Origin of the sequence: Micromonospora sp. NPDC005707, from assembly GCF_040631005.1 — a bacterium.
In the GTDB taxonomy this organism is placed as follows: Bacteria; Actinomycetota; Actinomycetes; order Mycobacteriales; family Micromonosporaceae; genus Micromonospora.
In genome coordinates this window covers 46,379-59,428 of record NZ_JBEXYR010000020.1, presented here as the reverse complement: position 1 = coordinate 59,428, position 13,050 = coordinate 46,379, and the positions used below count along the sequence as shown (strand labels likewise).

The following is a 13,050-nucleotide window of genomic DNA, read 5'->3' as shown; positions in this document are numbered from 1 at the left end:
ACACACGTCGGCCCCCGCGGGATTCCCACGGGGGCCGATCGGCTATGGGGTCAGCGTGCGGCCGGGGGCTCCTGCCGGCGGCCGAGCACGTCGTCCAGCGCGCCGCGCTGGGCCGGCGTGCCGTGGTTGCCGGCGAGCAGCGCGTCCCGGATCTCGGTGAGCAGCTTGATCTCCTCGCTGGGGGCCTTCGGCGGCGGCTCCTCGCCGCGCCGGCGCCGCTCGGCGAGCCGGTTCATCGGGTAGACGACCAGGAAATACAGCGCCGCCGCGGTGAGCAGGAAGGTGATCGCGGCGTTGACGAAGGCCACCCAGTCGAACGGGATGCCGCGGAACTTCGGGGTGGAGCCGCTGAGACCGTCCTCACTGCCGGTGATCAGCGCGATGAACACCCGTACCAGCGGTTCCAGGAACGACTTGGTGAGCTGGGTGACCACCCCGGTGAAGGCGGCACCGATGACGACACCGACCGCCAGGTCGACGACGTTGCCGCGCATGATGAAGTCTTTGAAGCCCTTGAGCATCCGCACTCCCGTGCTGTCCGAATTTCCGTCCGGGACAACCTATGCCCGGGAGGGAGCTTCGAGAAAAGCGCCGGCCTCGATCGCCGCCCGGGCGGGGTCCCCGTCCCGGATGGCCTCGACCAGCCGGCTGTGGTCCACGTACCGCTCGGGTTCCAGGGTCTCGCCCATCGCCTGCGCGACGGTGCTGCGCAGCGCGGCGCCGACCGAGGCGTAGAGCTCGGCCAGCATGGCGTTGTGCGCGGCGGCCACCACCGCCGTGTGCAGCGCGGCGTCGGCCTCGACGAACCCACCGACCCGGCCGGAGCGCCAGGCGGCCTCCCGGGCGGCGAGGGCGCGGTCGAGCGCCGCCAGGTCCTCGGGGGTACGCCGCAGGGCGGCGAGCCGCGCCGCCTCCACCTCGAAGGCGCGCCGGACCTCGATGACCTCGGCCATCCGGTCGTCGGTGAGCCGGCGGGCCACCACCGGGGCCAGCTCGTCGGTCGACACCACGTAGGTCCCGGAGCCCTGCCGGCACTCCAGCACCCCGGCGTGCACCAGCGCCCGGACCGCCTCGCGGACCGTGTTCCGCCCGACGCCCAGCGCGGCGACGAGCTGCGGCTCGGTGGGGATCTTCGCGCCCACCGGCCACTCGCCGCCGAGGATCCGGCCCCGGAGCTGCTCGATGGTCTGGCGCACCCGGTGGCCGCGCGGCGGCACGGCGACGGAATCGACGGCGGGTGTCACCGGTTACACCTTCTGCCGAAATTCATCCCATGATTGTAGGTTCGAGGTCATGACCCCGCCACCCCCGCCCACCGGGGCCCCCGTCACCGACGCGCCCACCACCGACGTGACCCCCGGGCCGGCCCCGGCCGCCGCCCCCGCGCCGCAGGCCACCCCGGCCCGCGGCGGCCTGCTGGTCCTGGTCGGCATGCTGCTCGTGGCGGTCAACCTGCGCGCCGCGGTGACCAGCCTGGGCGCCCTGCTCGACGAGATCCGCGACGGCCTGGGCCTCTCCGGCGCGACGGCCGGCCTGGTCACCACACTGCCCACCATCGCCTTCGCCGGGCTCGGCGCGCTCACCCCGTGGCTGGTCCGCCGCTGGCCCGCCGCCCGGGTCCTGGTGGTGGCCATGGTCGCGCTGACCGTCGGGCAGGTGCTCCGCGTGGTCACCGACTCGACGGCGGTCTTCGTGCTCACCAGCGCGCTCGCGCTGGCCGGCATCGCGGTCGCGAACATCCTGCTGCCGATGCTGGTCAAGCAGCACTTCCCGCACCGCACCGGGCTGGTCACCGGGGCGTACACGATGGCGCTGACCGTGGGCACGACGGTGGCCGCCGCCTCGGCGGTGCCGATCGCCCACGCCTTCGGCTCCTGGCGGGCCGGCCTCGGCGTGTGGGCCGCGCTGGCCGCGGTCGCCGTACTCCCGTGGGTGCCGCTGGCGCTGCGCACCCGCGCCGCGCGACGCACGGCGACTCCGGCGGTGGCCGCCGCCGGGCCGGCGCGGGTACGGCCGGCGCGCACCCGGCTCGGCTGGGCCATGGCGGTGTACTTCGGGGCGCAGTCCCTTAGCGGGTACGCGATCATGGGCTGGCTGGCCCAGCTCTTCCGGGACGCCGGCTACGCGCCGGAGGCGGCCGGCCTGCTGCTCGCCGGGGTGACCGCGCTCGGCGTGCCGGTGGCGCTCATGATGCCGACCCTGGCCGGCCGGCTGCCCACGCTGCGCCCGCTGGTGCTGTCGCTGACCGCCTTCTCCACGGCCGCGTACGTCGGCCTGGCGCTCGCGCCGCACGGCCTCGCGCCGCTCTGGGTGCTGCTGCTGGCCTTCGGCCAGGGCGCGTTCCCGCTGATCCTGACCACGATCGGGCTGCGCGCCCGGACCGCCGAGGGCACCGTCGCGCTCTCCGCCTTCGCGCAGAGCACCGGCTACCTGATCGCCGCGCTCGGCCCGCTGCTGGTCGGCATCCTCTACGAGGCGACCGGGGGCTGGACCGCGCCGATCGGCTTCCTGCTGGTGGCGCTCGCCGTGCAGACGGCGGCGGGCATGGTGATCGCCCGTCCCCGGCACATCGAGGACGAGCGCTGAGGGGAAACGGTCAGGAGGAGGCCGGCGTGGGGTCGCCCGCCACGGCCTGCTCCACCGTGGGGTAGGTGTGCAGCACCTCGACCAGGCCGCTCACCTCGAGGATGCGGAGCACGCCGCGCTGCGGGGCGGCCAGCCGGACCACGCCGCCGGCCTCGTCGCAGCTGTTCTTGGCGCGCACGAACACCGACAGCCCGGTGGAGTCGCAGAACGACACCTCGGCCAGGTCGAACACGAGGCGGTTGCGCCCCTTGTCGAGCAGGTCCGTGATCTGGTCCTGGAGCTGCGGTGCCGTCGCCATGTCCAGCTCGCCCGCGACCGACACGACGACCACGTCGCCGCGCTGTTCCGTGTGCACCGTCAAGGACATTCGCCGACCTCCTGTGTTCGGTGGAACGGTATCCCACGAAGCTGGCAGCGTGCAGAACGGGAGCCGAGAAGGGTGCCGCCGATCATTCCTTTGCTCCGCGACAACTAGTGCCGCAGACCCCGGTGATAGAGTCCGCCCGTCCAGAGTTCAGGGAGGTCATCATGGCGTTGAGCGCCGAACAGAGTGGTCGGCTCGCCCGCCTGCTGACCGAGCACGCCGACCGGCTGACCGCGCGCTGGACGGAGATCGTCGCCGCCTCGCTGCGCGGCCGGCTCAGCCAGGCGGAGCTGGCGCGGCAGGCGCGCGAGTTGCACCGCAGCATCATCGACGCCGGGCAGCACGGTCTCACCGACCTGGCCGACGAGCACGGCGGCGAGCTGCGGGCCGTGCTGGCCGAGCTCTCCGCCAGCCGGGCCCGGCAGGGCTTCAGCGCCACCGAGACCGCGATCAGCGTGTTCGCGCTCAAGGACGCGCTGCTGGAGCTCATGGAGCAGGACCAGGAGGTGGGCACCCTCCGTGACTTCGTCGCCTTCTCCGCCCTGATCGACCAGATGGGGCTGTTCACCTTCGAGAGCTTCGTGCGCACCCGCGAGGGCCTGATCGCCGACCAGGCGGAGCAGCTGCTGGAGCTGTCCACGCCGGTGGTGAAGCTGTGGGAGGGCGTGGTCGCCGTCCCGCTGGTCGGCACCCTCGACTCGGCCCGCGCCCAGGTGGTGATGGAGCGGCTGCTCCAGACCCTGGTCGACACCGGCTCGCCCTACGCGATCATCGACATCACCGGCGTGCCGGCGGTGGACACCCAGGTCGCCCAGCACATCCTCAAGACCGTGGTGGCCGCCCGGCTGATGGGCGCCGACTGCATCATCTCCGGCATCCGGCCGCAGATCGCCCAGACGATCGTGGCCCTCGGCATCGAGTTCGGCGACATCGCCACCAAGGCGAGCCTGGCGGACGCGCTGCGTCACGTGCTGCGCCTGACCGGCGTCGAGACCACCGCCCGCCGCGCCCGCCGGGAGTCCTGATGGAGCGGGTGCCGATCCTCAAGATCGGTGACATCCTGCTGGTCTCCATCCAGCTCGACATGTCCGACCAGACGGCGATCCAGCTCCAGGAGGACCTCGCCGAGCGGATCGTCGCCACCGGAACGCACGGCGTGATCATCGACATCACGGCGCTGGACATCGTCGACTCCTTCGTCGGCCGGATGCTCTCCACCATCGCGTCCATCTCCAAGGTGCTGGACGCCGAGACGGTGGTGGTCGGCATGCGGCCCGCCGTCGCCATCACCCTGGTCGAGCTCGGGCTGTCGCTCAACGGCATCCGCACCGCGCTGAACGTCGAGCGCGGCATGGAGCTGATCGCGGCGAGCCGGGGCGACGAGTGGGACGAGGCGGACGACGAGGACGCCGAGACGACGGCCACGCCATGACCGCCGGCGTCGACCTGGGGGTGCCGGCGACCCAGGCGATCCGCAGTGACGAGGACGTGGTCCGGGTGCGGCAGCTGGTGCGTACCACCGCCGTCGCCGTCAAGCTCTCGCTGGTCGACCAGACCAAGCTGGTCACCGCCGCCAGCGAGCTGGCCCGCAACACGTTGATCTACGGCGGCGGGGGCAGCGCCGAGGTGACCACCGTGGAGGACGGTCGCCGGCGCGGGGTCCGCATCGTCTTCGCCGACCAGGGGCCGGGCATCCCCGACCTCGACGAGGCCTTCACCGACGGTTTCACCACCGGGGGCGGCCTGGGCCTGGGGCTCAGCGGCGCCCGCCGGCTGGTCGACGACTTCGACATCTGGACCGCCGTGGGTGAGGGCACCCGGATCACCGTCACCAAGTGGTCCCGATGATCGGCGACGTGGTCGCCGACCACGGTCTCTGGTTCCGGGTGGAGAGCGGCGCCGCGGCGAGCAGCGTGCGGCGGGCCGCCGAGCGGCTCGGCCGGCAGGTGGAACTCGGCGAGCCGCGCGTCGCCGACCTGGCCATCGTCACCGCCGAGATCACCAGCAACCTGGTGAAGCACGCCCAGGAGGGCACCCTGCTGCTCCGCCCGGTGCGCCGGAGCGGGCGGGCCGGGGTGGAGCTGGTGGCCATCGACTCGGGCCCCGGCATGGCCGACCTCGCCCTCTCCTCGGCGGACGGGCACTCCACCACCGGCACCCTCGGCATCGGCCTCGGCGCCATCGTCCGGCAGGCGAGCCGGTTCGACGGCTACTCGATGCCCGGCCGGGGCACCGTGCTGACCGTCCAGGTCTGGGACGGTCCGGCCCCCGAGCCGGACTGGGCCGGCGCGCTGGCCCGGCCGATCACCGGCGAGGAGGTCAGCGGCGACGGGTACGCGGTGCGGGTGGCCGACGGCCGGCGGCAGGTGCTGGTCTCCGACGGTCTCGGGCACGGCCCGCTGGCCGCCGCCGCCACCGGGGCCGCGCTGGCCGCGTTCCGGACGGCGCCGGCCGGGTCGCCGGCCACCGTGGTGCAGCACCTGCACCGGGCCATGTCGCACACCCGTGGCGCCGCGCTGGCGGTGGCCGAGCCGGACCCCGTGTCGGGCTTGCTGCGGTACGCCGGGCTCGGCAACATCGCAGCCATGATCGTGGCCGCGGGCGAGCGGCGGCGGGCCCTCGTCTCGCTGCCCGGCATCGCCGGACACCAGCGCCCCTCGGTGCGGGAGTACGACTACCCGTTCCCGTCCGGCGCGACCCTGGTGATGCACAGCGACGGTGTGGTGGACCGCTGGGACCTGGCCGACTACCCCGGCCTGGGCGGCCGCGCGCCGCTGCTGGTCGCCGCCACCCTGCTTCGCGACGCCGGGATCCGCCGCGACGACGCCTGCGTCCTGGTCGCCCGGGCGGAGCCGTGACCCGCCCGGGCGCACCGGACCCGCTGCTGCAGATGGCGCTCCGAGTGGAACAGGACATCTTCCTGGTCCGGCAGCGCGGCCGGGAGGTGGCTGCCGCGGTCGGGCTGGAGCACCAGGACCAGGTACGCCTGGCCACGGCGCTCAGCGAGGTGGCCCGGGACCTGCTGCGCTCCGTCGGCGGCGCGGAGGTCACCTTCGCGGTCGTCGTCGACGCCCACACCGGCCAGCGGTCCCTCCGGGTCGACCTGGCCCCGGTCCGCCCGCTGCCCGGCGGCCGCTACGAGCCGCAGTCCGGCGCGGTGGCGCGTCTCGTGGACATGCTGGGCACGGTGACCGACGGGGGCGATACCGTCGTGAGAATGTCCCGACGAGTCCCAGCACCGGCGCCACCGCTCACGCCGGAGCGCCTCGACCAGCTCCGGACCGAGCTGGCCAGCAGCGCTCCGGGCACCGCGCTGGACGAGTTGGCCGCGCAGAACACGCAGCTCATCGCCGCCCTCGACGAGGTGCGCAGCCATCGCGACGAGCTTGAGGTGCTCAACTCCGAGCTCCAGGAGACCAACCGGGGCGTGATGGCGCTCTACAACCAGCTCACCGAGGAGCTGGAGGAGACCAACCGCGGCGTGGTGGCGCTCTACGCCGAGCTGGACGAGAAGTCCGCCCAGCTCCGCGCCGCCAGCGAGTCGAAGAGCCGGTTCCTGGCCAACGTGAGCCACGAGCTGCGGGCCCCGGTGACCGCGATCATCGGGCTGGCCCGACTGCTCGGCGACTCCGCGTCCGACCCGCTCACCGGCGAGCAGGCCCGGCAGGTGGGGTTGATCCGGTCGTCCGCGGCCGACCTGCTCGGCCTGGTCAACGAGCTGCTCGACCTGGCCAAGGCCGAATCCGGCCGGCTCGAACCGAACTGGGCCGAGGTGGACCTGCGCGCGCTTTTCGGGCAGCTCCGCGGCACGCTGCGGGCGCTGGCGACCCGGCCGGGCGTGGAGCTCGTGGTGGAGGAGCCGCCGGCCCCGACGGCCGTCCGCTCGGACGAGGTGCTGCTCGCCCAGGTGCTGCGCAACCTGCTGCACAACGGGCTCAAGTTCACCGAGCGGGGTGAGGTGCGGCTGCGGGCGGAACGCCACGGCGACCTCTGGTCGCTGTCGGTCACCGACACCGGCGCGGGCATCCCACCGGAGCTGCACGAACGGATCTTCGAGGAGTTCTACCAGGTGCCCGGCACCACCCGGGTCGGCGGCACCGGCCTCGGCCTGCCGTACGCGCGGCGGCTGGTCACGCTGCTCGGCGGGAGGCTGGAGCTGGCCAGCGAACCGGGCCGGGGGAGCAGCTTCACCGTGATCCTTCCCGTGGGCGGAGCCTGACGGTGGAGGGCGGTCCGGCGACCGTGCTGGTGGTCGACGACAGCAGTCCGAAGCGGTACCTGCTGGTGCACTGGCTGACCCGGGCGGGCTTCACCACCCTGGAGGCGCAGAACGGCGCCGAGGCGCTGGACCGGGTGCGCAAGGACCGGGTCGACCTCGTGGTGCTCGACGTCCGGCTGCCGGACATGAGCGGCTTCGAGGTCTGCGAGCTGATCAAGGAGTACCGGCCGTCGACCCCGGTCATCCACGTCTCCGCGCACGCGGTGGACGTGGTGGACCGGGCCCAGGGGCTGACCCGCGGCGCGGACGCGTACCTGGCCGAGCCGATCGAGCCGGAGGAACTGGTCGCCACCGCGCACGCGGTGCTCCGCTACTACCAGGCCCGGCAGCGGGCCGAACTGCTCGCCGAGCGGCTGGCCGCCCTGGCCGACGCCACCGTCGAGATGCACGCGGCGCCGAACTTCGTCCGGCTGCTGGAGGCGGCGGCGGCCGGCGCCGCGCGGATCTTCAAGAGCCCGGCGGCCGTCGTCGCGGAGACGTTCGACGGGGACTGCCTGGCCGGGGTGACCGTCGGGCCGGAGGCGCCGCCGGTGATCGTGCCGTGGACGGTGGACGACACCGGCCAGCCGATCGGCACCCGGGTCCGGATCGACGAACCGGGCGCCTGGGACCTGACCGCCTGGCCCGACGGCGACACGGTGACCGTGGCCGCCGCCCGGCTCCGGGAGGACCGGGCCGCGCTCTACGTGGTGGTGCCGACCGCCACCCAGACCGTACGCACCCCGGTGCTCGTGCAGCTCGCCCAGGCGGTCGCCTCGGCGGTCGAGGCCCAGCGCTCGTTCGACCAGGAGCACCGCATCGCGGTGACCCTCCAGCGCAGCCTGCTGCCCCGCCGGCTGCCCGACATCGCCGGCCTCGACCTGGCCGTCCGCTACGAGCCGGCGAGCGCCCAGACCGAGGTGGGCGGTGACTTCTACGAGCTGGTGATGCTCGACGGGCACCTGCTGGTGGCGATCGGCGACGTGGCCGGGCACTCCCTGCACGCCGCCACGGTGATGGCGGAGCTGCGGCACGCGGTGCGCGCGTACGCGGTCGAGGGGCATCCGCCGGGGGTGATCCTGGACCGGGTCAACGAGCTGATGCGCACCCTCCTGCCCACCGAGCTGGCCACCATCTGCGTGCTGCTGCTCGACCCGGGCAGCGGGCTGATCCGGCTGGCCAGCGCCGGTCACCTGCCGGCCCTGATCAGCAGCAACGGGCGCACCGACTTCGTGCAGCACTCCGCGCCGCTGCTCGGGGTGCGCGCGCCCCGCCCGCCGGACCTGGAGTTCGTGCTGCCGGCCGGGGCCACCCTGGTCCTCTACACCGACGGGCTGATCGAGCGGCGCGACGCCACCATCGACGAGGGCATGGCGGCGCTCGCCGCGGTCGCCGCCCGGATCGACGACGACCTCGACCAGTTCTGCCAGCGGCTGCTGGTCGAGCTGGCGCCGCCGGAGATCCACGACGACATCGCGGTGGTCGCCGTCCGCCGCCGTTGAGCCGCCGGGGTCACCCGCCGCGCGAGGCCGCCAGCGAGCGGGCGTACGCGGCCGGCGACACCCCGGCCACCGCGGTGAACTCGCGGACCAGGTGGGCCTGGTCGGCGTACCCCAGGTCGGCGGCGACCCGCGACCAGTCCAGCGGCCCGGCGGCGGCCTGCTCGATGGCCTCCTGGAGCCGGTAGCGGCGGATCACCCACTTCGGACCGACGCCGACGTGGTCCAGGAACAGCCGCTGGAGGCGCCGGGTGGAGACCCCGTGCCGGCGGGCGAAGTCGTCGACGCGCAGGACCGCCCGGTCGGCGCGGATCTCCTCGACCAGGGCGGTGGCCTCGGCGGTGAGCGGGTCCGGCGCCGGCTGCCAGGCGGTGAGCAGGTCGTCGAGCCGGCGGCACCGCTCCTCGTCCGTGCCGGGGCAGACCGGCCCGGCGGCGAACGGTCCGGTGGGGGCCGCACCGGCCGGTGGTGGCCCGGCGGGCAGCGGGAGGCGCCGGCCGGTCAGCTCGGAGACCGGGCGGCGCCAGAAGGGGCGGAAGCCGCCCGGACGGAACTTGACGGCGGTCACCCTGCCGGTGCCGTGCAGGGTGACCGTGAACAGGCCGGTGTCCACCCCGGTGAGCTCGCCGTGCTCCGGCCCGCCGGCCTGGGCCTGGAACACCACGTTGACCGCCGGGTGCGGGACGATCCGCTGGTCGAACGGCTCGGTCAGCGTCCAGTCGACCAGCCAGTAGTGCTCGACCCACGGATGCAGCGCCGGGGCTGGCAGCAGGCGCCGGAAGCGGACCCGCCGCAGCAGCCGGCCGGGGTCGAGAATCCCCCTGCTGTCCCGCCGCGGTTCGTGTCGCATTTCTTCAAGACCGCCCTCATACGCTGGTCCTATGACCACGAAGACTAGTGAACTGCTGGCCGTTGCCGCGCCCCGGACGGCGGCGGTGGTCCAGGGCATCTCCGACGACCAGCTCGGCCTGCCCACCCCGTGCCCCGACTACACGGTGCGCGACCTGCTCAACCACCTCTTCGACGTGGTGGTGAACTTCCAGGACCTGGCCCGCCGGCGGGAGGTCGACTGGGCGGCCAAGACCGACCACCTGACCGAGGGCTGGCGCGACCGGTTCGCCACCGAGGCCGACCGCCTGACGCGGGCCTGGTCGGACCCGGCGGCGCTGGAGGGCGTCTCGCCCGGCATGGGGTTGCCGCAGGAGACCGTGGGCGACATGGCGCTCATCGACCTCACCGTGCACGGCTGGGACCTGGCCCGGGCGACCGGCCGGCGGCTGGAGGTCGACCCGGCCGTGCTCGCGGCGGGGCACGGCTTCATGGACCGGATGGGCGACACCGGGCAGAAGATGGGCGCCTTCGGCGAGCCCGTCCCGACGAGCGCCGAGCCCACCACGCTGGACGCCCTGCTCGGCCGGACCGGCCGCGACCCCGCCTGGACCCCCTGACCCGACCGGCCCGTGCGGCGACCCGCCGCGCGGGCCGCTCTTGACACCACTATTCACTCATTGAATAGTGTGGGCGTGTCCACTCAGCACGTACTGCTCGGGCTGCTCGCGCGCGGCCCCCGGCACGGCTACGAGCTGAAGCGCGCCCACGACGAGCGGCTGCCCCGGGCCCGGCCACTCGCCTTCGGGCAGGTCTACGCCACCCTGGCCCGGCTCCAGCGGGACGGCCTGGTGACTCCGGCCGGCCAGGACCGCGAGGGCGGGCCCGACCGCACCTCCTACGCGCTCACCGGGGAGGGGCGGGCCGCGCTCGACCGGTGGTTGGCCACCGTCGAGCCACCGATGCCGTACGTGGCGAGCACCCTCTTCGCCAAGGTGGTCGTCGCGCTCATGGTGGCCGACGTCGAGCGGGCCCGCGCCTACCTGGTCGCCCAGCGGCGGGCGCACACCGAGCGGCTGCGCGAGCTGACCGCCGTGAAGACCGCACCCGGGGCCGGCCTCGACGACGTGATCGCGGCCGACTTCGCCATCGCCCATCTCGACGCCGACCTGCGGTGGCTGCACACCACCCTCGAACGGGTCGCCGACTGGCACCGGGAGGTGCACTCGTGAGTTTCCTTGAGGCGCGCGGCGTGGTCCGGGCGTACGGGAGGACGCCGGCCCTGCGCGGCGTGACGCTCGACCTGGCCGAGGGCGAGATCCTCGCCGTCACCGGCCCGAGCGGCTGCGGCAAGTCCACCCTGCTGCACTGCCTCGCCGGCATCCTGCGCCCCGACGCCGGGCAGGTCACCTGGCGCGGTGAGCGGATCGACGAGTGGCCGGAGGCGGCCCGGTCCCGGCTGCGGCGCACCGAGTTCGGGGTGCTCTTCCAGTTCGGCCAGCTCGTCGCCGAGCTGACCGCCGCGGAGAACGTCGCCCTTCCGCTGCTTCTCGCCGGCACGGGGCGGCGAGAAGCGCGGACGGCGGCGCTCACCTGGCTGGAGCGGCTCGGCGTGGCCGAGGTCGCCGACGTCCCGCCGGGCGAGATGTCCGGCGGGCAGCAGCAGCGCTGTGCCCTGGCCCGGGCCCTGGTCACCGAGCCGCGGGTGCTCTTCGCCGACGAGCCCACCGGCGCGCTGGACACGCTCACCGGCGAGCAGGTGCTCACGCAACTCGTCCGGCTCGCCCGCGAGCAGCGCACCGCCGTCGTGCTGGTCACCCACGAGCCGCGGATCGCCGCGTACGCCGACCGCGAGGTGACCCTGCGCGACGGGGCGGTCGACCAGTCGGGCCTCGGCCTCGACGCGCCGGTGTCCGGCGGCCACCGGTGAGCCCGGGCACCCTGTTCCAGCTCGCCCGGGCCGGCACCCGGACCGACACGGCCCGGGTCGCGCTGACCGCGCTGAGCGCCGCGCTGGCCACGCTGGTCGGGCTGGCCGCGCTGACCGTGCTCGCCATACCCACCCCGCCCACCACCGACGACAACGGCGTCCGCTGGTCCCTCCAGTACACCAACGAGCTGCTGCGCGAGCCGGGCCTGCGTGGCGGCTTGGCGCTCGGCCTGCTGCTGCTCGTCGTGCCGGTGCTCGGGCTGGCCGGGCAGTGCGCCCGGCTCGGCGCGCCGGCCCGCGACCGCCGCCTGGCCGCGTTCCGGTTGGCCGGGGCGACCCCGCACCAGGTCACCCGGATCGCGGCCGCCGAGACCGGGCTGGCCGGCCTGCTCGGCACCGTCGGCGGCCTCGCCGCCTTCCTGGCCGGCCACCGGCTGCTGCACCGGCCCGGCGCCGACGGGCGGCTGCCGCTGCCCACCGACGTCCACCCGGCCCCGCCGGCCATGCTGGCCGTGGTGCTCGGCCTGCCGCTGCTCGCCGCCCTGGTCAGCGCGGTCCTGCTGCGCCGGGTCACCACCACCCCGTTCGGCGTGGTCCGTCGGGTCCGCACCCGGGCGCCCTGGCCGTGGCCCGGCCTGCTGATCCTGGTGGGCCTGGCCCTGTTCGCCGCGTTCCGGCCGGTCGGCCTCTGGTACGAGCGTCGGCACGCCGAACCGCCGCCCTGGCTGCTGCCGGCGCTGCTGATCCTCGGCGCCCTGGCCGCCATGATCGGCGTGATCGCCGGCACCGGTTGGCTCTCCCACGCCGCCGGCCGCCTGCTGCACCGCTACGGCCGTCGCCCGGCCGCGCTGCTCGCCGCGCGCCGGCTGACCGCCGACCCGTGGGCGGGCAGCCGCACCTTCGCCGCCCTGCTGGCCGCGCTGGTCTTCGGCGCGGGCGCCGCCGGCACCCGCGCCGACTTCCTGGCCACCATGGAGCTGAACCGCCGGACCGGTGCGGGGCTCGCCGGTCCGGACTCCTTCTACCTCGGCGCGATGGACCTGGTCGACCTGGGCGTCGCCGTGTCGGTGGCGATCGCCGGCGGTGGCCTGCTGGTGGCGGTCGTCGAGGGCATCGCCACGCGGCGCCGGGCGTACGCGGCGCTGGTGGCGACCGGGGTGCCCCGCGCCACCATCGGCCGCTCGCTGCTCTGGCAGTCGCTCGCTCCGGCGGTGCCCGCGATCGGTCTGGCGCTGGCCGTCGGCTACCTGCTTGTGCGGGGCATGTCCCCCGCGCCGACCGGCGGAGGCTACGCGCAGGAGGTCTGCGACGCGGGTGAGCGGCTCTGCGGGGACCCGGACACCCGGGCCCGCTACACCCGCACCGAATGGGTGCCCGAGGTGACCGTCCCCCCGCACGTACCGTGGGAGCAGCTGGCCTGGTTCGCGGCCGGCGGGCTGGCGGCGGTGCTGCTCACCGTCGGCGTCGGCCTGCTCTTCCTGCGCGCCAGCACGACGGTGGAGGAACTGCGCGCGACCTGACGTGACGCGGCCGGTGGCACCGGCGCTGTTTGCCACGGGAGGCCCGGGGGGCGGTCACCCCGAGC

At 74.7% G+C, this 13,050-nt stretch carries 15 protein-coding genes; 11 read left to right on the top strand and 4 right to left on the bottom strand.

Annotated elements, in window-relative coordinates; translation table 11 throughout:
• Window positions 1-50: 50 nt before the first annotated feature.
• Window positions 51-521 carry a large conductance mechanosensitive channel protein MscL gene (gene mscL, locus ABZ452_RS29355; protein WP_357949698.1) on the bottom strand — a complete coding sequence of 157 codons (471 nt, stop codon included), beginning with the start codon at window positions 519-521 and terminating at the stop codon, window positions 51-53.
• 39 nt (window positions 522-560) lie between these two features.
• On the bottom strand, window positions 561-1,244 hold the full coding sequence (locus ABZ452_RS29350) for an FCD domain-containing protein (RefSeq protein ID WP_357949695.1): 684 nt from the start codon (window positions 1,242-1,244) through the stop codon (window positions 561-563).
• A 187-nt stretch (window positions 1,245-1,431) separates the two neighbouring features.
• Here ABZ452_RS29350 and ABZ452_RS29345 point away from each other — a divergent pair, with 187 nt between their 5' ends.
• Window positions 1,432-2,586 (top strand): MFS transporter, encoded by a 1,155-nt coding sequence (locus ABZ452_RS29345; RefSeq protein ID WP_357949835.1) that lies wholly within the window; start codon window positions 1,432-1,434, stop codon window positions 2,584-2,586.
• Between the two features lie 10 nt (window positions 2,587-2,596).
• On the opposite strand, the gene ABZ452_RS29340 is transcribed toward ABZ452_RS29345, so the two are convergent.
• Complete coding sequence (locus ABZ452_RS29340; protein WP_091315546.1) at window positions 2,597-2,953, bottom strand: STAS domain-containing protein; 357 nt, start codon at window positions 2,951-2,953, stop codon at window positions 2,597-2,599.
• 161 nt (window positions 2,954-3,114) lie between these two features.
• Between ABZ452_RS29340 and ABZ452_RS29335 the strand changes: the two genes are divergently transcribed.
• Genes ABZ452_RS29335 through ABZ452_RS29310 form a run of 6 tightly spaced genes read left to right on the top strand, consistent with a single transcriptional unit; the run spans window position 3,115 to window position 8,710 of the window.
• Window positions 3,115-3,975: an STAS domain-containing protein gene (locus ABZ452_RS29335; RefSeq protein ID WP_357949692.1), complete on the top strand. Its 861-nt coding sequence runs from the start codon at window positions 3,115-3,117 to the stop codon at window positions 3,973-3,975.
• On the top strand, window positions 3,975-4,382 hold the full coding sequence (locus ABZ452_RS29330; protein ID WP_357949690.1) for an STAS domain-containing protein: 408 nt from the start codon (window positions 3,975-3,977) through the stop codon (window positions 4,380-4,382). Before ABZ452_RS29335 ends, ABZ452_RS29330 begins: the two co-directional genes overlap by 1 nt.
• Window positions 4,379-4,798 carry an ATP-binding protein gene (locus ABZ452_RS29325; protein ID WP_357949687.1) on the top strand — a complete coding sequence of 140 codons (420 nt, stop codon included), beginning with the start codon at window positions 4,379-4,381 and terminating at the stop codon, window positions 4,796-4,798. Before ABZ452_RS29330 ends, ABZ452_RS29325 begins: the two co-directional genes overlap by 4 nt.
• Window positions 4,795-5,808, top strand: coding sequence for a SpoIIE family protein phosphatase (locus ABZ452_RS29320; protein ID WP_357949833.1), 1,014 nt, complete (start codon window positions 4,795-4,797; stop codon window positions 5,806-5,808). Before ABZ452_RS29325 ends, ABZ452_RS29320 begins: the two co-directional genes overlap by 4 nt.
• 32 nt (window positions 5,809-5,840) lie before the next feature.
• Window positions 5,841-7,169 (top strand): sensor histidine kinase, encoded by a 1,329-nt coding sequence (locus tag ABZ452_RS29315; protein ID WP_357949684.1) that lies wholly within the window; start codon window positions 5,841-5,843, stop codon window positions 7,167-7,169.
• 2 nt (window positions 7,170-7,171) lie between these two features.
• Complete coding sequence (locus ABZ452_RS29310; protein ID WP_357949683.1) at window positions 7,172-8,710, top strand: SpoIIE family protein phosphatase; 1,539 nt, start codon at window positions 7,172-7,174, stop codon at window positions 8,708-8,710.
• A 10-nt stretch (window positions 8,711-8,720) separates the two neighbouring features.
• Here ABZ452_RS29310 and ABZ452_RS29305 read toward each other — a convergent pair whose 3' ends face one another.
• Complete coding sequence (locus ABZ452_RS29305; RefSeq protein ID WP_357949680.1) at window positions 8,721-9,557, bottom strand: AraC family transcriptional regulator; 837 nt, start codon at window positions 9,555-9,557, stop codon at window positions 8,721-8,723.
• A gap of 31 nt (window positions 9,558-9,588) precedes the next feature.
• On the opposite strand from ABZ452_RS29305, the gene ABZ452_RS29300 reads away from it, so the two are divergent.
• The 4 genes from ABZ452_RS29300 to ABZ452_RS29285 all read left to right on the top strand — a co-directional run bounded on the left by ABZ452_RS29300 (window position 9,589) and on the right by ABZ452_RS29285 (window position 12,985).
• On the top strand, window positions 9,589-10,155 hold the full coding sequence (locus tag ABZ452_RS29300) for a TIGR03086 family metal-binding protein (protein WP_357949677.1): 567 nt from the start codon (window positions 9,589-9,591) through the stop codon (window positions 10,153-10,155).
• Window positions 10,156-10,230: 75 nt separating this feature from the next.
• The gene (locus ABZ452_RS29295; RefSeq protein WP_357949674.1) at window positions 10,231-10,767 is read left to right on the top strand and encodes a PadR family transcriptional regulator; all 537 of its coding nucleotides are present in this window, start codon (window positions 10,231-10,233) and stop codon (window positions 10,765-10,767) included.
• A complete protein-coding gene (locus ABZ452_RS29290; RefSeq protein WP_357949672.1) occupies window positions 10,764-11,465 on the top strand; it encodes an ABC transporter ATP-binding protein in 702 nt (233 codons plus the stop codon). The genes ABZ452_RS29295 and ABZ452_RS29290 overlap by 4 nt, the downstream gene beginning before the upstream one ends.
• On the top strand, window positions 11,462-12,985 hold the full coding sequence (locus ABZ452_RS29285; RefSeq protein ID WP_357949669.1) for an FtsX-like permease family protein: 1,524 nt from the start codon (window positions 11,462-11,464) through the stop codon (window positions 12,983-12,985). The genes ABZ452_RS29290 and ABZ452_RS29285 overlap by 4 nt, the downstream gene beginning before the upstream one ends.
• Window positions 12,986-13,050 lie beyond the last annotated feature (65 nt).

Coding starts and splice junctions, on each gene's coding strand:
- ABZ452_RS29320 (WP_357949833.1), top strand. CDS start 4,795: ATGATCGGCGACGTGGTCGCCGACCACGGTCTCTGGTTCCGGGTGGAG.
- ABZ452_RS29340 (WP_091315546.1), bottom strand. CDS start 2,953: ATGTCCTTGACGGTGCACACGGAACAGCGCGGCGACGTGGTCGTCGTG.
- ABZ452_RS29335 (WP_357949692.1), top strand. CDS start 3,115: ATGGCGTTGAGCGCCGAACAGAGTGGTCGGCTCGCCCGCCTGCTGACC.
- ABZ452_RS29300 (WP_357949677.1), top strand. CDS start 9,589: ATGACCACGAAGACTAGTGAACTGCTGGCCGTTGCCGCGCCCCGGACG.
- mscL (WP_357949698.1), bottom strand. CDS start 521: ATGCTCAAGGGCTTCAAAGACTTCATCATGCGCGGCAACGTCGTCGAC.
- ABZ452_RS29345 (WP_357949835.1), top strand. CDS start 1,432: ATGCTGCTCGTGGCGGTCAACCTGCGCGCCGCGGTGACCAGCCTGGGC.
- ABZ452_RS29305 (WP_357949680.1), bottom strand. CDS start 9,557: ATGCGACACGAACCGCGGCGGGACAGCAGGGGGATTCTCGACCCCGGC.
- ABZ452_RS29325 (WP_357949687.1), top strand. CDS start 4,379: ATGACCGCCGGCGTCGACCTGGGGGTGCCGGCGACCCAGGCGATCCGC.
- ABZ452_RS29315 (WP_357949684.1), top strand. CDS start 5,841: ATGGCGCTCCGAGTGGAACAGGACATCTTCCTGGTCCGGCAGCGCGGC.
- ABZ452_RS29330 (WP_357949690.1), top strand. CDS start 3,975: ATGGAGCGGGTGCCGATCCTCAAGATCGGTGACATCCTGCTGGTCTCC.